We start from the raw sequence: 16,321 nt of genomic DNA, 5'->3' as shown, positions 1-16,321 counted from the left end.
CCCTATATTTTTAGATTAATGATTTACGAACGATCACATTGACGCCTTTCGGGACATGCGCAACGATTTTCGCTCCCGGCTCATTGACCGTAACCCAGCCAAGACCAGAAAACACAATATCCATTTTACCATCTTTTAAGGAGAATTCATGTGGAATCAACTTCGGAAACTCCTCGATTTGATCAGGACGTGGGGGCGTCAATAATTCCCCGGCATGATTTTTATACAACTCATCGGCATTTTCCAATTTCGTACGGTGGATGTTCAATTCATTTGAAAGGTAGCAAGTCAGTGAACGTCTTCCCCCTGAGACATAATCCAGGCGAGCCAATCCTCCGAAAAATAACGTCTGCCCTTCATTCAATTGATACACCCTAGGCTTGATTTCCTTCTTCGGCATAATCACCTTGAAATCCCGTTTGTCCACATAATGAGCCATTTGATGATGATTAATGATTCCTGGTGTATCGATCAATGCCTGTCCATCATCCAAAGGAATCTCAATCATATCCAAAGTTGTGCCTGGGAAGTGGGATGTCGTGATGATATCACCTTCTCCACTCACTTCTTTTATAAGTCGGTTTATGAAAGTCGATTTACCTACATTCGTACAGCCCACGACATAGACATCCTTACCTCTGCGATACCGTTCAATCGCATCAGCCGCTTCCAGTACGTGCTTTCCCCTTTCTGCACTGACAAGCAGGACATCAACCGGATTCAGTCCCAGCTCTTTCGACGATTGCTTCATCCAATTAATCAATTTGTTCGGTTTTACTGATTTAGGCAATAAGTCGACCTTATTACCAATGAGAAGAACATCATTTCTTCCAACAAATCGATGTAGGCCCGGAAGCCAGCTTCCATTGAAATCAAAAATATCGACGATTTTGACGATTAAGGAATCGGTTTCGCCTACTTTATTCAAGATTTTCAAGAAGTCATCGTCTGTTAAGGATACATCTTGAACTTCGTTATAATGTTTCAATTTAAAGCAACGCTGACAAACGATGCTCTCTTTTTCCAGAGCTGATTGAGGAGCAAAGCCCAACTCCTTCGGATCTTCCGTCTGGACCTTCACGCCACACCCGATGCATACTAATTCTTGATGATTGTTCAATTGTGATCCTCCCATTTTATCATTCCTTTTCGTTTAAAAAACGCCATGATCTTTCTTTCAAAATAACGATTGATTTTCGTTCTGAATTCGTCGGTTTGGGCGACAGGGACCACTAAAATCGTATGAAACCCGCCTCTGTTCCCTCCCAATACATCCGTCAATAACTGATCGCCGATTACCACTGTTTCTTCTAACTTCAGTCCCATTGTCTTACGGGCTTTATGGAAAGCTCTTGACATCGGTTTCCTAGCCTGATGAATGAACGGAATTTGAAGCGGATCGGAAAATGATCGAACCCGTTTTTCATTATTATTGGACACAATCGTCACTAAAATCCCATGGTCCCGCATATTGTCGAACCATTTGATTAAATCTGGGGTAGCCGTTGGCCTGTCCCATTCAACGAGAGTATTATCCAAATCGGTAATGACTCCCTTAATCCCTCTTTTTTTCAATTCTTGAGGATCTATATTAAAAATGCTTTTAACATGTTCACTCGGCAAAAATAATTTAAGCATAATTGCACCTCTATATTTTCATTAAAATTTACCGTCTCCATCATATCGAATTTTCGGCTTACTTTCAAAAAAAATTAGTAAAGAATGGCTGACGGTAAAAAAACATCATAATGTAAGTTTTCTGATATGGGAAGGCATTTTTTATTAAAGAAGGAGAAATTAGTGGGTCGAACAGAACGAAAGAACTAATTATTCCCAAAAGATTTCGACAAAAAATTCATTTATCCAACCTGTGGATAACTTTACTAACATTTCCCATACTGATGTGCATCATTTCATTCACTTTGTAAACAACTTAACCACAGGTTATCCACTTTCAACTGTGGATAACAGAACGATTGTTCTCCACGTTTATTTCTGATACAGTAGGGGTACATCAAGGATGACTTATCAATATATGCAAGGAAACACCAAACTATTCCTCGCAATTTCTACTGGAGGTGAGCAGCCGTAAGTGGCGTTCTAATGCAAAAACTATCTGATGACCTGTTGCTGGAATCCTATTTTAAAGCGCAGAATTTAAAGTTAAGTACCGATTTCATCCGCCTCATAGAAACGGAAATTCATCGAAGATCCTTAACACATAAAATCCGATCAATATTTTAATATGAAATACATAGGCTGACATCATATGTCAGCCTTCTTATTTTTTAATATGTGGTTAAGGTTAAACGGCTCTCATGTATCCGATTGTTTCACCGACACGGACATCGGCGGGAATGGATAAATTCCCTTCCAGTTCAAAACTGCCTTTTTCAAAAAGAAGGACGACTGTCGAGCCAAAACTGAAATAGGAAAATTCCTGTCCTTTTTCCAATTTATCCGATTCATCAGTAATGACGATCGAATTGATATACATGGCACCAACTTTCACCATTGCCAAATTTCCCGCTTCATTTTGAAGCTCAGTTATTGTGCGATAATTTTTTGACAAAGGCTCTTTTCCATATTTCATCCCCCATTTATTAACGGGGTACGATTTCCTTCCAAGCGTCCAACGTTTGACCACTGAACCCTTGATTGGTGCGTGGATCCTATGGTAATGACTCGGGCTTAAGTATAACACGAGATATTTGCCGCCTAAGTACTTTTCCAAAAATAGCTCATCCCCGACCATTTCCTCCATTGAATATACTTTTCCTTTAACGACGATCTTTTTATCCGTGCGTATTTCCCCTGAATCTTCAAGAACACCATCCACGGGACATGCCACCGCAGACGGGACTGCCGTAATCGGCCTGGCTTGAGCCTTTAATTGCCTTGTAAATAGCTCGTGCAAATTGCTATACGCTTTTATATCCTTTCCAAATTCTTGTTGATTAAGGTTGAAAGTTTTTACATATAGTAAAATTAAGGGTCTGCTCCAGCGCGATTGGCTAAAATGCTTTAATAAACCTGATGAATACCTACCATTCGTCAGTTCAATAAGAATGCGATACAAAGACTGATACAAATAAAACCACTCCAAATTGTAAAATTATTCAAAAATGCCTTGCATAAATTGTGTTAAATAAAATATTATTATATAATAAATACTTATGTTTACTATATTTTGTTATTATTTTGTTTCATTTGAAAGGAGTGAGAAGATGTTTTTACTACACGCCCTCGACCAAACCATTAAAAAGTTAAAAGCCCAAACAGCAAATATACTTACGTTAATGAATTTATCCCTTGGTGGATTTGCGATAATTGCCGTGATGCACGGCCAATTGAATTTAAGCCTGCTTTTAATCTTCCTGGCTGCCCTTGCAGATCGCTTTGACGGTATGGTTGCACGGAAGTTCAACATTGAATCGGAATTGGGTAAGCAACTTGATTCCATGTGTGACATCATATCTTTCGGCGTCGCACCAGCTCTATTATTATACCAAGGAATATTAATAGAATTCGGGGCACCTGGCACACTCTTCACCGTTTTCTATATTGGCTGTGGCGCATTTCGCCTTGCCCGCTTCAATATTAGTGAAAACAATGGATATTTTACAGGCGTTCCAATTACGGTTGCCGGCTGCATCGCAACGTTGAGTTTTCTGGCCATCCCATATTTCCATCCGGTCTTTTTCTTATCCCTCATGATTATATTATCATTACTTATGGTCAGTCCAATTAAAATGAAGAAAGTTTAAATGGGAAAGCGGATGTCCTAAACGGACATCCGCTTTTTTGTTCATATTGCCAGCCTGAAACGTATCTTATGCTTTTCGGACAAGGGGGTCAGTCAAACGCATGAATTCTTCGACATCCTCCATGCAGGCATGAACCGCTTCTTCCCAAAAATCCCGGGTCGTCAAATCGACGCCCAAATGTTTCTCCGCCAAATCCTCGACCTTCATTGAGCCCGTATCCTTTAAAAGGGCGATATATTTTTCCTCGAAACCAGCAGGTTCTTTCAGGGCGTTCGCGTATATGCCCAATGAGAATAAGTATCCAAATGTGTACGGAAAATTATAAAATGGGACTCCAGTAATATAGAAATGGAGCTTTGAAGCCCAAAACGTTGGATGATAATCACTTAACGCATCACCATAAGCTTCTTTTTGTGCATCCATCATCAGTTCATTCAATCGTTCGGCCCCGACATATCCTTGTTTCCTTTCACTATAAAATCTTGTCTCAAATAAAAATCGGGCATGGATATTCATCAATAAGGCTACGGAACGCTGGATTTTATCTTCTAAAAGAACCAGCTTTTCTTCCTCACTTGCCGCTTCCTTCACAGCTGCATCTGAAACGACCATCTCGGCAAACGTAGAAGCAGTTTCAGCCACGTTCATCGCATATGAACGATTCAATGGATGGATATCCCTCATCGCGTAAGAATGGAACGCATGCCCCAATTCATGAGCCAATGTGGACACATTCGAAGGGGTTCCCGAATACGTCATAAAGATTCTGGACTGCTTATTTAATGGGAAGCCCGTGCAAAAACCGCCTGGTCTCTTACCTGGCCTGTCCTCCGCTTCAATCCAGCGGTCTTCAAACGCTTTTTGAGTGAAGTTTGCTAATTGAGTGCCGAATTTCGAGAATTGCTGCACAATGAAGTCTGCACCTTCTTGATAATCCATTACTTTGGACTCTGCTGTAACAGCGAGCGGTGCATCCAAATCCGCCCAACTTAATTTATCCACATCCAATAACTCCGCCTTCCTTTGTAAAAACCTTACTAGCGGCTCCTTATGATCGGCTATTACATTCCACATGATCTCCAGGGTTTCTTTTTTCATCCTTCCGATCTCAAGCGGTTCTTTCAAAATATCATCCCAGCCCCTTTTTTCATTCACACTGAGGCGAAATCCAGCTAAATGATTCAAAGTCCGGGCAAAAAGGTCACTTTTTTCATCCCATGCCTGTTCCCAAGCAGTAAACAATTCTTTACGGTCCCTTTTATCGGGTTCAGAAAATTTATTAGCCGCTTGTCCTACAGAAAGCTTTTCACCTTTATAGGGGATGGACATTGAACCGACGATCGCATCATACATTTGGCTCCAACCTTCGAAACCATCCAATGACAATTGAGTGATTAAAGATTCTTCCTTCACGGAAAGCTTTTCCCTTGCTCTATCTCGACGTTCGTTCAATACGAATTTCAATTCATTCAACGGTTCTTTATCGAGGATTTTTTGAAAAAACGCATCATCAAGCTGCATCAACTTTTCATCCAGCTTACTTAACACCATTTTTAGCGAAGCCACAATCTTCATTTGTTTAATTCGCAGCTGACCTGCCTTTTTATCCTGCGCATTTTGAGCTTCCAGGCATCCGATGAAAGCACTGGCCTGTCTCGATTTCATATTTGTATTTTTAAAAAGATCAAAAGCAGAAATCAAACTGCTTTCATCATTTTCTTCTGAATTAATATTGCTTACAAGTCGGTCGAATTCTTGTACCTCTTCATTGATTTCATCTAAAAAAAGCAGGAACTCACTAGAAGAGCTTCCTCCTTTAAAAAAGATATCCAAATCCCATGTCAAAGAATATTTCATCCTGTATTGCCCCCTTTTTATCAATAAACTTATTATAGAGGTTTTTCCAATATTTTTCTAATTAAAAGGAATTTTCAGATTTTTTAACATTTTTCTTTTATCCCGCATTAAAAGCATGCTATGATAAATATAATCTTGGGAAAGGGGTGGTCGATTCATATGAAATACTTTATCCACCTGGCTGCCATCATCCTTCTCCTTTGGACTCTGCCCATGCAGTTTCATCATCATGCACAGCAGCTGACCCTTGAAGAACATACCGATGTTCATCACTGGGAAAAGGCCGACAAGAAAATACCTTTGGTCCCTTTCTTCAGTTCCTGGCAGACCATTATCCATTTTGTTATTTTCGAATTATCTATTTTAAGTTTTCTTTATTTTCACTCAAATCTTCGCCAGCGTTATCTCAGTCCAGTATTTTTTCAGGCGAATTACGTAGCCACACACTCTGACATTTTATAAAAAATAAAATCGAGGAGTGATTCATATGTGGTTCCGACTAATTATGATAGGGGTCTTTTCTTTAACGGCTTCACGCCTGTTCCTTTTTCAGGGAATCGAGATCTATCACGCATTGGCAGATATGTTCCGAAATAAATATTAAAAAAAAAGAGTGCGGGGAAATTTCCCCGCACTCTCTTTGACTGTATCATTCCTATCCTTTAGCTTTCTTTTCCTTTTCTTTTTCTGCCCTGTAAAATTCATGGAACATCTTCATCAAAGCACGTTTTTCGATTCTTGATACATAACTGCGGGAAATCCCAAGCTCTTTAGCAATTTCCCGCTGCGTTTTCTCCTTTTTTAAATCCAGTCCGAACCTGCCTACAATGACTTCCTTTTCCCGTTCATCCAAAATATCAATATACTTTTTCACTTTTTCAATTTCCATATTAAGCTGAATCGTATCGATGACGTCTTCCGATTCCGATTTCAGTACATCGATTAAACTGATTTCATTTCCTTCTTTATCCTGACCAATTGGATCATGCAGGGAAATATCCTTCTTCGTTTTCTTTGTCGCCCGTAAATGCATCAAGATTTCATTCTCGATGCATCGTGCCGCATATGTTGCCAGCTTCGTACCCTTCCCATCCGAATAACTTTCAATGGCTTTTATAAGACCAATCGTCCCAATCGAAATCAAATCCTCTGTATCTTCGCCCGTATTCTCGAATTTCTTGACGATATGGGCAACAAGCCTTAGGTTATGCTCGATCAAGATATTACGAGCATCACCATCACCCTCACTCATCAGTTTCAGATATCTCTTTTCATCCTGAGCGGACAATGGCTGGGGAAAAGCATTATTTTTCACATAGGAAACTAATAAGTAAAATTCTTTAATAATATAGCCGACAGCTGTAAGTATTCCGGGCATTGGTTTCATCCCCCGTTTCTTTGGCTTCCCTATTAATACCTATGCAACAGTGGGCTTGTTCGTGTCTGTCCCACTAAAAGAAATCAAGAAAGTATTGAATGTTTAAAACCAGAATGGATGAATTCCCAATCGGACAAAGACAAACGGTCATATAATGAAGTGAATTTTTAAGGAAAGGGGGTTTTTTAGGATGGGATATAACTATGGACCATACGGATGCAACTATGGTTATCCGCCTCCAGTGCCATGTTATGGCGGATCCAGTTACGGATTTGGTTATGGCCTGTTTATTGTCCTCTTGATTTTATTGCTCATTTTCGGGTTTTGGTGGTTCCCGGGATGTGGGTTTGGTTTTGGCGATCCAGGCCCATGCTGCTGATGCAAAGAAAAAAACTCGGCCGAGTGCCGAGTTTTCCCTATACATATTCCTTTCGAGCTTCTTCATATACTAATTGCCCTGCTTCTGAATGTACCATTCCGTTAGCCGGTATCCTTCTCCTGCCAATAGCAACGCTTTTCTCCTCTTACGTAAACCAATTTCATCATATTAACCTCCACCTTTCCTAAAATTTATGAATGGAATACCAACCTCGCCTATCTTAGAAAAAAGGACGATGCTTCAGTGCTTTGTCTAAATGTTCTTCTCGAATCTTGTGGATTCTCTCCTGCTGCAAACATTCCTCGGCAGTCATTTTTTTCATTTTTATCGTGATCGTGAAAAAAAGCATATTCAGTGTCATAATATCACCTCCTTTTAAGGGAGCGGCCCACAAAAGGCATAAAAAGGCCGCAGAAAGTTACGTCCTCCTGCGGGTTTTTTAGAAAATATAAAAAGGCCGCAGGATAAAAGACTTCTCCCTGCGGCCGCAATGTCCGAATGATTAATAAAGCCAAATTGCTTTAGAAATATTCCGCTTGGCACAGGTCGAATGGTATGTGATTGTTATTTGAAACGGACCGGTTGATCTGATTAAAAACGACTCCATATAAATACAATTTCATTTTCTTCGACCTCCTTTGGAATATTTTTTATTACTTGGTAAGTATATCCATAAAAACGATATTTGTAAACGACTTTTGCCCATTTTTTTAAAATTTCTTTCTTTTTTCCCAATTTTAAAAGCGATTTTCCCCTAAAGGAGGCAATAAGAACGATGACCCTCCCCAAATCATAGGCAATAACGTTAGAGATACGAAAAAACCTGATTCTTTAAAGAATCAGGTTTGCTTCGTGCTTCTATTGTTGTAAAGAGTCCTGGTCATCCATTTCTGCCAGTGTCTTTTTATATTTATTGGATAAACGGAAAAATAGTATGGATATGCCAAGAAACATGATTGTCGCTCCCATATAGACATATGTGTCCATCAGCGCTTTGGCTCCAGAGGGGAGGATGGTTCCTAAATAAAAGAACGTGCCTACACATAACAAGGTGATCGCAAATTGTTTATAATCGACCATTTTCGAACGCAGCATTGCCGCCGATTGTTTTTTGCCGTTTTTCATGACATTCCACCTTCTTTCAAGCTAATAAGCTATCGATATCTCATTCTACCATATTTATTCCAAATGACAGGGTGTAAATAATGGCAGTTAGCTATAAAGCGGTCCCTCTTCCGACTTATCCTTTTAGCGCTTGTTCCAAGTCTTCCAATAAGTCTTCAACGTCTTCAAGACCAACGGAAATACGAATCAACCCATCTGTTATCCCAAGCTCTGCACGGCGCTCTGCTGGAATCGAGGCATGTGTCATCCTGGCTGGAACCGAAATTAAGCTCTCCACTGCCCCTAGACTTTCAGCCAGCGTGAAGTATTTCACTTTATTCAATACGGATTCGGCTTTTTCGGCACTGCCGACATCGAATGAAACCATACCGCCGAAGCCATGCGATTGTTTTTTAGCAATATCATGGTTTGGATGGTCTTCAAGACCTGGGTAATAGATTTTCGAAACGGCTTTATGCCCGGATAAGAAACGAACGATCTGTGAGGTATTTTTTTCATGTTCTTCCATCCGGATTCCCAGCGTTTTAATACCACGCATCAGCAACCATGAATCTTGGGGCCCCAGCACGCCTCCTGTGGAGTTTTGGATGAAATGAAGGTCCTCGCCAAGTTTTTCATCATTCACCACGACAAGACCCGCTACAACATCGCTGTGCCCCCCTAAGTACTTCGTAGCGCTATGAAGCACGATATCAGCACCATGTGTAAGTGGATTTTGCCAGTATGGCGTACTGAAGGTATTATCCACAATAGTGAGGATACCGTTTTCTTTAGCGATTTTTGAAACCGCCTCTAGATCAGTAATCTTCAATAATGGATTCGTCGGGGTTTCAATGAACAGTGCCTTTGTATTGTCTTTGATCTCGTTTTGGATCGAATGTATGTCACTCGTATCGATGAACGTAGCTTCCACCCCGAAGCGGTTCAGCACTTTTGTCATCACTCGGAAAGAGCCTCCATAAACGTCATCCGTCAATAAAACGTGATCACCTTGACTCAGCAGCATCATAACCGCCGTTATCGCTGCCATTCCTGAACCGAAAGCGAATCCTCTTTTTCCTTCTTCAAGATCCTTGATCAATTCCTCAAGGGCATGGCGGGTTGGGTTGCCTGTACGTGAATATTCATATCCTCGATCTTTCCCCAGACCATCCTGTTTATAGGTGCTCACTTGATAAATCGGCACCGACACCGCTCCCGTTTTTTCATCACCGAAAATACCGCCATGGATCATTTGTGTTTTTTTCCTCATTTTCAAAGACCTCCCTGATAAATGTTTTTGCTTAAGTAACGTTCACTGGAATCCGGAAATATCACAATGATATTCGAACCCTGGGTAGCCTTGGCTGCTTCTTTCAAGGCCGCTGCAAAAGCCGAGCCGGAAGAACTTCCAACAAGAAGTCCTTCTTTAAGCGCCAATTCCTTCACCATTTGGAACGCCTCATCATCGCTTATCGTATGAATCTGATCAAAGTACGTTTCATCCATGTAGCTTGGTAAAAATTCCATCCCGATCCCCTCTGTTTTATGGGGACCAGCTTTGCCTCCATTTATAATAGATCCTTCCGGTTCGACAATGACCGTTTTGACCGCAGGATTTTTTTCTTTTAAATAACGCGATGTTCCCATGAAAGTACCCCCAGTTCCTGCACCGGCAACAAACACATCCACATTGCCAGCCAACTGCTCCCAAATTTCAGGCCCCAATGTTTTATAATAGGCATCCGGATTGGATGGGTTGGAAAACTGCTCTGGACAATAGGATCCTGGAATTTCATCCAGCAGCGCCTTGGCTTTGCGGATTGCACCTAGCATGCCTTCCTCTGTCGGGGTCTGGACCACTTTTGCTCCAAGGGCGCGCATCAGTTCCTGTTTCTCGGCGCTGAATTTCTCGGGTACACAAAATATTACATCAACACCACTGTTTATCGCAGCAAGGGCTAGGCCAATCCCAGTATTCCCTGCAGTCGGTTCAATGATGGTTCCGCCCTTTTTCACATTCCCTGACTGTAATGCTTGCGCCAAAAGTTCCTGGCCAAGCCGATCTTTCACGCTGCCGCCAGGGTTAAAGTATTCCAGCTTGGCAAAGATCCGGACTTGATCCGGAAGAGGGAAGTGGGTGATTTCCATTAGCGGGGTCTCCCCAATCAATTCATGAATATTTTGATAGAATTTCATAATCGGACATCCTTTCATAGTTATCCTACCAATTTAGTGTGTTATATGCAAGAAATAATCAGCGGAAAAGATTCCCGCTGATCACTGGGCATTTATTTCATTTTTTCGACCATTTTCAAAATCAGTGCCGCTGAATGAAGCGCAGCCGTTTCCAAGAATTTATCAAAGGAAATATTGGATTCCTTACCTGCTATATCAGAAAGGGAACGAATGATGACGAACGGTGTTTTGAATTGAAAGGCTACCTGTGCAATGGCTGCCGCTTCCATTTCCACCGCGTATAAGTCCGTAAACTTTCCTCTGACGAATTCAACACGAACTGGATCATTCATGAAAGAATCCCCCGTCACGATCAACCCTTTCGCCACTTGTATATTTTCGATTTCTTTAGCCGCTTCTTCTGCGATGGCGAAAAGCTTTTCATCCGGGATGAATGCAGCTGGCAATTGAGGGACTTGACCGTACTCATACCCGAAAATCGTCACGTCGACATCATGGTGGCGAACCTCCGTGGATATGACCACATCCCCGACATTAAGTGCTGGATGATAACCACCGGCAGACCCAGTGTTGATCACCGCATCCGGTTTGAATTTTTCTAAAAGGATCGTAGTGGACATCGCCGCATTCACTTTCCCGATTCCCGATTTAAGCAAAATCACTTCGACACCGTTCAGTGTTCCTGTATTAAACTCGGAACCGGCAATAGTCACCTGCTCCAAACCTTCCAATTTATCACGTAAAATCGTAACTTCTTCTTCCATTGCTCCGATTATGGCTACTTTCATTAGTAAAAACCTCTTCCTATAATTTTTCCGCCTCCATAATCCAGACAAATTGATTGCAGCGCTCGAAGTTCACTTTATATCCATGTGCTTCAAGTGCTTTTTCCAAAAAAGGAATGGTGGTATAATATTCCGTTTGCAAATCGTTTGCCAAATTATGAAAGCCAGCCTGCCTTGCATCAGAAATCGCTCGCTCATGCGCTTCCCTTGATTGATACATCGTATCCGCAAACACTATTTTACCACCAGTATTCAGTAACTTTCCATAGTTGGCTATCGCTTTTTCTTTTTCTTCATCGGTTAAATGATGAAACGCGTACGTACTCACGATCGAATCAACCTTTTCCGGCTTCGGAAAATCCATGAAATCGCCATCTACAATTTCTGTTTTTCCGTGCAACTTGCTTACCGCTATTTCCCTCATGGCAGGTGACGGCTCGATTCCCGATACCTTAAGACCTTTTTTCAATAGTCTTTCCGTTAAATTCCCGGTGCCTACTCCGAACTCCAGCACATGACCATAAGCCCGATTCGTGACGCTATCCAAGATCCTGTCATAATGTTTAAAAACCTCTTGATACTCTATATCGTGTCCACCAACCGTATCATCATACGATTTCGACCATTCTTCAAATAAATCTATAAATTCTCTGCCCATTTTATATACCACCCTGATCATTTTTTTTGCTAAAGTATCGTTCACTGAATCCGGGAATATCTGAACGATGTTCGCCCCCGGATTAAAGTATTCCAGTTAGACAAAAATTCGGACTTCATCAGGAAGCAGGAAATGGGTGAATTCCAGCATCGCCGTCTCCCCAATTACCTATTGAATGTTTATCAAATTCGAACATCCTAACTGAGTTATCCTACCTATTTAATGTGATTTATGCAATATAAAATAATCGATGGAAAGACTCTCTGTTCACGGAACTACGACGATCTCATCACCAAACCATTAAACCCGATCCGTGACGCTGTCCAATATCCAATCAAAATGGTTAAAAACCTCCTGATGCTCAATATTGACTCCACCTACCGTATCATCATTCCATTTCGACCATTCTTCAAATTAATCTATAAATTCCATGCCCATTTCAATCACCTTTTTATAATTTTATAATAAAACCTATATGCATAATATGAAATAAACACACAAACTGTTCTTGTTTTTTAGGCAAATCACTCATTCGGTTCAGATTCGCCCAAAATGGTGTTAAACTAACAGTATCTAAATGTTGGAGGGGAACAGTCATGAGTTTTCAACTCGACTTAAACTTATTCGAAGATAAAATAGAATTTTTTGAGGCAGAAAGCATTAAGAATCTTGAAGAGAAAATCCAATCACAAATTGAAATCAATAAAGCGATTATGCTGCAGGTTCAATCCGTATCACACCAAATGTATGTTAGTGAGGAAGGCAGACGTTTTTACAGTGCAGTCGTCCACTTTAAAGCAAAAAAGTGAACACCATGAAAAACCCCCGAAAAGTGGAATTCCTTTCGGGGGTTTTTCGTTATTATTTTTTTATCCATTACCTTTTATCGTTCGTCTTCAACTCTTCGACTTTTACAGGCTTCCAACCCGATCCGTCCACCCACTCAATATGGACACGGAAGGTTTTAGGATCGTCTCCTTCTGATACGGTACCGATTGCCGTGTTTGGCGAACCGCCGTTTTGAAGCCACCACAGCTTCATGCTGCCTTCGTCGATTCCTGCTCCATTGGCAATGGCTTTACTCATTTCATTCCAATCGACAGAGCCCCTTTGAAAGCTTGTAGTGTGTTCACCGGATTGTTCAGTCCCAACTGGTTTCCAGCTCTCACTTGTATACGTAGCCGCGACATTGCCATCTCCGCTGCCTTCCACTTCCTCAAGTTCGGCTTTCCCAGCTTTTTCTGAGTCTGTACCTTCTTCAGCCTTCTTCTCGTCTGTATCTTCCTCTGTTGCTTTACTATCTTCGTCTGTTGCTTTATTATCTTCGTCTGTTGCTTTACTATCTTCGTCTTCAACTTCCTTCTCTGAATCTTCTTCCCCTTTACCAGCAGGTTTGTCCACTTTGCCCTGATCTTTATCGGCAATTTGCTTTGGTTCAGTCGTGGTTTTTACTGTTTCAGTGTCATCATCACTTAAGAAAATGGTGATAGCGACGATGACGATTAAAATGGAAACGATGGTGATTGCGATATTATATATTCTATTTACTTTTCTTTTTTGATCTCGCTGATTGAAACGTGAGCCCAAGGTCCATTCCTCCCTTACCATTTCTTACTGCCTCATTTTAACATGATTTCGCTGGAGATAGAAGGGAAGGGTTTCCTACACTTTTCGTCAATTCTCGTTATCACCCTGGTTCTTCGAGTACAAGACTTTTACAATATCTGAAAAAAGAGGCGTCATGCTGGTACTGTTTTCCTTCGTTTCAAAACTTACGGTAACAAGAGCATATTTGGGATCTTTATAAGGAAAGTAGCCCGCAAACCATTTATTCAGCTCCCCTTTTTCAATATTCGTCTGAGCCGTTCCAGACTTGCCTGCGACCTCTACAGGCAGGTCTCTCAACGACGCACCAGTCCCTTTTTCCTCCGTAACGACCTTCCGTAGAAGTTGCTGCATCTTCATCGTCGTATATGGAGACAACGTCTCCCCTTCCATGTTTTGATTAGGAAAATCGACTACGGTCGTACTATTGTTGAATTCGACCTTGGAAACGGCTTTGACCTGTTCCTTCTTACCACCGCGGGCAATCGTAGCCATCATATTTGCTATCGCAAGCGGCGTCGTTTGGACATCCTGCTGACCAATTGCGGTTTTGGCAACCATTTTAGGATCCTTTTTCAAATCATCATCGTGCCAGACCTTCCCGGTTTGTTCATGGTGCAACTGAGTAACTTTGGTGTGATATACGTCCCCATTCCAGCCCGTTTCGCCAATCAACCCTAACATTTTTGCATATTTATCCAAAAAGTCAGGATCCTTCTCAGCAATTTCCTGTGATAATTCAGCAAACGTCCTGTTACAGCTTTGGGCAAAACTATTTTCAAAATTAAGCATGCCGAGTTCCCTCTGTTTATCCGTCTTTCCGTCAATCGTCAAATTACAATTAAACGTCCTGGAAGGACTAGCCGCTTTATAATCAATGGCTGCAGCTGCCGTGACCGTTTTAAAGACGGAGCCTGGAGTTTTTTGAGTCAGCATCATATTGACGGCTCCTTCGCCATTCGGGTCTTTTATATTAAGTGCTGGACGCGATACCATGGCAACGATTTCACTTTTTTCGATGTCGATCAGTACGAGGCCGCCCTTTTTTATGCCGCGTTCATCGACGAGCTTCTCCGCTTTTTCCTGAATTCCTTTATCAATCGTCGTTACGACCTTCACTGGGTAAAGAGGGTTCGCTGGTTCGACGTATTTAACATCGACACCGAACATGGGGCCTCCACTGGCGTCCACGTGAAATACGAGCTTCGATTCTCCAGAGGAAAGTAAGAACTCATCAAAGGTCCTTTGCAGTCCTGTATTGCCTATTTTCGTTTCAGGAGATAAATTCAAGTCGGGATAACGTTTTTTCTTTTCCGCATCTGATATATTCGTCGTGCCGATCAATTGAGCTGCAGGGGTTTGATCGTGATATAATTTTTCGTTCACGGCAAAGACCCCTGGAATTTTCAATTGATTGATAGCCTTCGATTGACTGGGCGTCAATTCTATTGGATCATCCCCGCCAAATACGAATGGTTCATCCGCTTGTTCAATTGCCCTTTTCAGCTCACTTTCCGATCTGCCGATTATCGAGGCAATTTCATCTATAGGCCATGTCATTTTGTTCAAAAATGGAAACAGGACGAGCGTCGGAATTTCTTCATGGGCTAGTGGTTCCCCATTTCGGTCATAAAACTTTCCACGTCCATCATCAATCTTTAATATTTGTGAACGCTGTTTTACACTTGCTTCTATTAGGTTCACATCATGTTTTGAAAAAGATTCTGTCGATACAAGTTGGATGTAGGCAAGCCTGCCTATGAGCATCAGCATAAAAGTGGTCAATAAAATAGCCAGCAACCTCATTCGTTTCTTTTTCATAAAATACACCTCGTAACCATTGTTGACGAGTTGCGAATTTTTAAACAATTACGAACAAATTTCAAGCGGCATTTTTCCAAAAAAAAGAGGATGCCCCTAAGGACACCCTCTTAAACCGTTGATTAGCTGATGGATACAATCTTGACGCTCATTTCGCCGCCAGGTGTTTGGATCGATACTTTGTCGCCGACCCTTTTCCCTATCAGGCTTTTCGCGATTGGAGAATCATTGGAAATTTTCCCTTCGAATGGATCCGCTTCAACGCTTCCAACGATGGAATATGTTTCTTCGTCACCGTTTGGAAGTTCTACGAATGTTACCGACTTACCAAGTGAAACTGTATCTGTATTCGAATCATTGCCTTCAATGATTTTTGCATTACGGATCATGTTTTCGATTGTTGTAATACGTCCTTCAACGAATGCCTGCTCTTCTTTTGCGGAATCGTACTCTGAGTTTTCGGAAAGGTCTCCAAAACTGCGGGCGATTTTAATTCTTTCCACTACTTCTTTCCGTTTAACCGTTTTTAATTGTTCCAGTTCCTGTTCAAGCTTTAACTTACCTTCTTTAGTCATTGGATATTCTTTTTCAATTGCCAAAACCCTTCACTCCTTCTAATTCTTTACAGCAAGCATTCGCTGTGACAAGTTTATGTACTATATAGTGCTTAACCCTAAAATTGAGTCAAAATATATAAGTGCGCGACTTAAAAAGTACGCGCAATCGATACTAAGAAACAATCCGTTCCTTAGTATATAAACCGACTGC

Annotated in this window: 19 protein-coding genes; 5 read left to right on the top strand and 14 right to left on the bottom strand. The window is 41.4% G+C overall.

Going from position 1 to position 16,321, the window contains the following annotated elements:
• Positions 1 to 10 precede the first annotated feature (10 nt).
• Both yqeH and ACQKMH_RS04110 read right to left on the bottom strand, forming a co-directional pair.
• Positions 11 to 1,120, bottom strand: coding sequence for a ribosome biogenesis GTPase YqeH (yqeH, locus tag ACQKMH_RS04115; RefSeq protein ID WP_427586203.1), 1,110 nt, complete (start codon positions 1,118 to 1,120; stop codon positions 11 to 13).
• Positions 1,117 to 1,638, bottom strand: a complete 522-nt coding sequence (locus ACQKMH_RS04110; protein ID WP_427586202.1) for a YqeG family HAD IIIA-type phosphatase — start codon at positions 1,636 to 1,638, stop codon at positions 1,117 to 1,119. The genes yqeH and ACQKMH_RS04110 overlap by 4 nt, the downstream gene beginning before the upstream one ends.
• Before the next feature lie 465 nt (positions 1,639 to 2,103).
• On the opposite strand from ACQKMH_RS04110, the gene ACQKMH_RS04105 reads away from it, so the two are divergent.
• Positions 2,104 to 2,244: a sporulation histidine kinase inhibitor Sda gene (locus tag ACQKMH_RS04105; RefSeq protein WP_034311351.1), complete on the top strand. Its 141-nt coding sequence runs from the start codon at positions 2,104 to 2,106 to the stop codon at positions 2,242 to 2,244.
• A gap of 61 nt (positions 2,245 to 2,305) precedes the next feature.
• Here the strand turns inward: ACQKMH_RS04105 and ACQKMH_RS04100 are convergent, their stop codons facing one another.
• Positions 2,306 to 3,091 (bottom strand): phosphatidylserine decarboxylase, encoded by a 786-nt coding sequence (locus ACQKMH_RS04100; protein WP_427586201.1) that lies wholly within the window; start codon positions 3,089 to 3,091, stop codon positions 2,306 to 2,308.
• A 136-nt stretch (positions 3,092 to 3,227) separates the two neighbouring features.
• On the opposite strand from ACQKMH_RS04100, the gene pssA reads away from it, so the two are divergent.
• The gene (gene pssA, locus ACQKMH_RS04095) at positions 3,228 to 3,767 is read left to right on the top strand and encodes a CDP-diacylglycerol--serine O-phosphatidyltransferase (RefSeq protein WP_427586200.1); all 540 of its coding nucleotides are present in this window, start codon (positions 3,228 to 3,230) and stop codon (positions 3,765 to 3,767) included.
• A gap of 66 nt (positions 3,768 to 3,833) precedes the next feature.
• On the opposite strand, the gene ACQKMH_RS04090 is transcribed toward pssA, so the two are convergent.
• The gene (locus ACQKMH_RS04090) at positions 3,834 to 5,624 is read right to left on the bottom strand and encodes a M3 family oligoendopeptidase (protein WP_427586199.1); all 1,791 of its coding nucleotides are present in this window, start codon (positions 5,622 to 5,624) and stop codon (positions 3,834 to 3,836) included.
• 159 nt (positions 5,625 to 5,783) lie between these two features.
• Between ACQKMH_RS04090 and ACQKMH_RS04085 the strand changes: the two genes are divergently transcribed.
• Positions 5,784 to 6,086, top strand: coding sequence for a hypothetical protein (locus tag ACQKMH_RS04085; RefSeq protein WP_427586198.1), 303 nt, complete (start codon positions 5,784 to 5,786; stop codon positions 6,084 to 6,086).
• A gap of 193 nt (positions 6,087 to 6,279) precedes the next feature.
• On the opposite strand, the gene sigK is transcribed toward ACQKMH_RS04085, so the two are convergent.
• Positions 6,280 to 7,002: an RNA polymerase sporulation sigma factor SigK gene (sigK, locus tag ACQKMH_RS04080; protein ID WP_230155204.1), complete on the bottom strand. Its 723-nt coding sequence runs from the start codon at positions 7,000 to 7,002 to the stop codon at positions 6,280 to 6,282.
• Between the two features lie 190 nt (positions 7,003 to 7,192).
• On the opposite strand from sigK, the gene ACQKMH_RS04075 reads away from it, so the two are divergent.
• On the top strand, positions 7,193 to 7,381 hold the full coding sequence (locus ACQKMH_RS04075; protein ID WP_427586197.1) for a hypothetical protein: 189 nt from the start codon (positions 7,193 to 7,195) through the stop codon (positions 7,379 to 7,381).
• Between the two features lie 220 nt (positions 7,382 to 7,601).
• Here the strand turns inward: ACQKMH_RS04075 and ACQKMH_RS04070 are convergent, their stop codons facing one another.
• The 6 genes from ACQKMH_RS04070 to ACQKMH_RS04045 all read right to left on the bottom strand — a co-directional run bounded on the left by ACQKMH_RS04070 (position 7,602) and on the right by ACQKMH_RS04045 (position 12,148).
• Complete coding sequence (locus tag ACQKMH_RS04070) at positions 7,602 to 7,742, bottom strand: YrzI family small protein (protein ID WP_076365157.1); 141 nt, start codon at positions 7,740 to 7,742, stop codon at positions 7,602 to 7,604.
• A 497-nt stretch (positions 7,743 to 8,239) separates the two neighbouring features.
• A complete protein-coding gene (locus tag ACQKMH_RS04065; RefSeq protein ID WP_427586196.1) occupies positions 8,240 to 8,506 on the bottom strand; it encodes a YrhC family protein in 267 nt (88 codons plus the stop codon).
• Positions 8,507 to 8,621: 115 nt separating this feature from the next.
• Positions 8,622 to 9,758, bottom strand: coding sequence for a bifunctional cystathionine gamma-lyase/homocysteine desulfhydrase (locus tag ACQKMH_RS04060; RefSeq protein WP_427586195.1), 1,137 nt, complete (start codon positions 9,756 to 9,758; stop codon positions 8,622 to 8,624).
• 2 nt (positions 9,759 to 9,760) lie between these two features.
• The gene (locus ACQKMH_RS04055; RefSeq protein ID WP_427586194.1) at positions 9,761 to 10,684 is read right to left on the bottom strand and encodes a PLP-dependent cysteine synthase family protein; all 924 of its coding nucleotides are present in this window, start codon (positions 10,682 to 10,684) and stop codon (positions 9,761 to 9,763) included.
• 92 nt (positions 10,685 to 10,776) lie between these two features.
• On the bottom strand, positions 10,777 to 11,472 hold the full coding sequence (gene mtnN / locus ACQKMH_RS04050; protein WP_427586193.1) for a 5'-methylthioadenosine/S-adenosylhomocysteine nucleosidase: 696 nt from the start codon (positions 11,470 to 11,472) through the stop codon (positions 10,777 to 10,779).
• Between the two features lie 16 nt (positions 11,473 to 11,488).
• Positions 11,489 to 12,148 (bottom strand): class I SAM-dependent DNA methyltransferase, encoded by a 660-nt coding sequence (locus tag ACQKMH_RS04045; protein ID WP_427587502.1) that lies wholly within the window; start codon positions 12,146 to 12,148, stop codon positions 11,489 to 11,491.
• 575 nt (positions 12,149 to 12,723) lie between these two features.
• Between ACQKMH_RS04045 and ACQKMH_RS04040 the strand changes: the two genes are divergently transcribed.
• Positions 12,724 to 12,936 (top strand): DUF2536 family protein, encoded by a 213-nt coding sequence (locus ACQKMH_RS04040; protein WP_061464144.1) that lies wholly within the window; start codon positions 12,724 to 12,726, stop codon positions 12,934 to 12,936.
• 67 nt (positions 12,937 to 13,003) lie between these two features.
• Here ACQKMH_RS04040 and ACQKMH_RS04035 read toward each other — a convergent pair whose 3' ends face one another.
• From ACQKMH_RS04035 to greA, 3 genes are all read right to left on the bottom strand, one after another.
• Complete coding sequence (locus ACQKMH_RS04035) at positions 13,004 to 13,714, bottom strand: DUF1510 family protein (RefSeq protein WP_427586192.1); 711 nt, start codon at positions 13,712 to 13,714, stop codon at positions 13,004 to 13,006.
• Positions 13,715 to 13,801: 87 nt separating this feature from the next.
• Positions 13,802 to 15,553: a peptidoglycan D,D-transpeptidase FtsI family protein gene (locus ACQKMH_RS04030; RefSeq protein WP_427586191.1), complete on the bottom strand. Its 1,752-nt coding sequence runs from the start codon at positions 15,551 to 15,553 to the stop codon at positions 13,802 to 13,804.
• A gap of 122 nt (positions 15,554 to 15,675) precedes the next feature.
• Positions 15,676 to 16,152, bottom strand: coding sequence for a transcription elongation factor GreA (gene greA / locus ACQKMH_RS04025; RefSeq protein WP_230155180.1), 477 nt, complete (start codon positions 16,150 to 16,152; stop codon positions 15,676 to 15,678).
• Positions 16,153 to 16,321: the final 169 nt, after the last annotated feature.

Origin of the sequence: Peribacillus sp. NPDC097895 (assembly GCF_050277555.1) — a bacterium.
In the GTDB taxonomy this organism is placed as follows: Bacteria; Bacillota; Bacilli; order Bacillales; family DSM-1321; genus Peribacillus.
Note: the sequence above shows the minus strand (reverse complement) of the source record. Positions and strands in the feature narration are given on the sequence as shown.

Coding starts and splice junctions, on each gene's coding strand:
- ACQKMH_RS04110 (WP_427586202.1), bottom strand. CDS start 1,638: ATGCTTAAATTATTTTTGCCGAGTGAACATGTTAAAAGCATTTTTAAT.
- pssA (WP_427586200.1), top strand. CDS start 3,228: ATGTTTTTACTACACGCCCTCGACCAAACCATTAAAAAGTTAAAAGCC.
- ACQKMH_RS04030 (WP_427586191.1), bottom strand. CDS start 15,553: ATGAAAAAGAAACGAATGAGGTTGCTGGCTATTTTATTGACCACTTTT.
- ACQKMH_RS04045 (WP_427587502.1), bottom strand. CDS start 12,148: ATGATCAGGGTGGTATATAAAATGGGCAGAGAATTTATAGATTTATTT.
- ACQKMH_RS04040 (WP_061464144.1), top strand. CDS start 12,724: ATGAGTTTTCAACTCGACTTAAACTTATTCGAAGATAAAATAGAATTT.
- ACQKMH_RS04065 (WP_427586196.1), bottom strand. CDS start 8,506: ATGAAAAACGGCAAAAAACAATCGGCGGCAATGCTGCGTTCGAAAATG.
- ACQKMH_RS04070 (WP_076365157.1), bottom strand. CDS start 7,742: ATGACACTGAATATGCTTTTTTTCACGATCACGATAAAAATGAAAAAA.
- ACQKMH_RS04060 (WP_427586195.1), bottom strand. CDS start 9,758: ATGAGGAAAAAAACACAAATGATCCATGGCGGTATTTTCGGTGATGAA.
- sigK (WP_230155204.1), bottom strand. CDS start 7,002: ATGCCCGGAATACTTACAGCTGTCGGCTATATTATTAAAGAATTTTAC.
- mtnN (WP_427586193.1), bottom strand. CDS start 11,472: ATGAAAGTAGCCATAATCGGAGCAATGGAAGAAGAAGTTACGATTTTA.
- ACQKMH_RS04075 (WP_427586197.1), top strand. CDS start 7,193: ATGGGATATAACTATGGACCATACGGATGCAACTATGGTTATCCGCCT.
- ACQKMH_RS04085 (WP_427586198.1), top strand. CDS start 5,784: ATGAAATACTTTATCCACCTGGCTGCCATCATCCTTCTCCTTTGGACT.
- ACQKMH_RS04055 (WP_427586194.1), bottom strand. CDS start 10,684: ATGAAATTCTATCAAAATATTCATGAATTGATTGGGGAGACCCCGCTA.
- ACQKMH_RS04105 (WP_034311351.1), top strand. CDS start 2,104: ATGCAAAAACTATCTGATGACCTGTTGCTGGAATCCTATTTTAAAGCG.
- ACQKMH_RS04090 (WP_427586199.1), bottom strand. CDS start 5,624: ATGAAATATTCTTTGACATGGGATTTGGATATCTTTTTTAAAGGAGGA.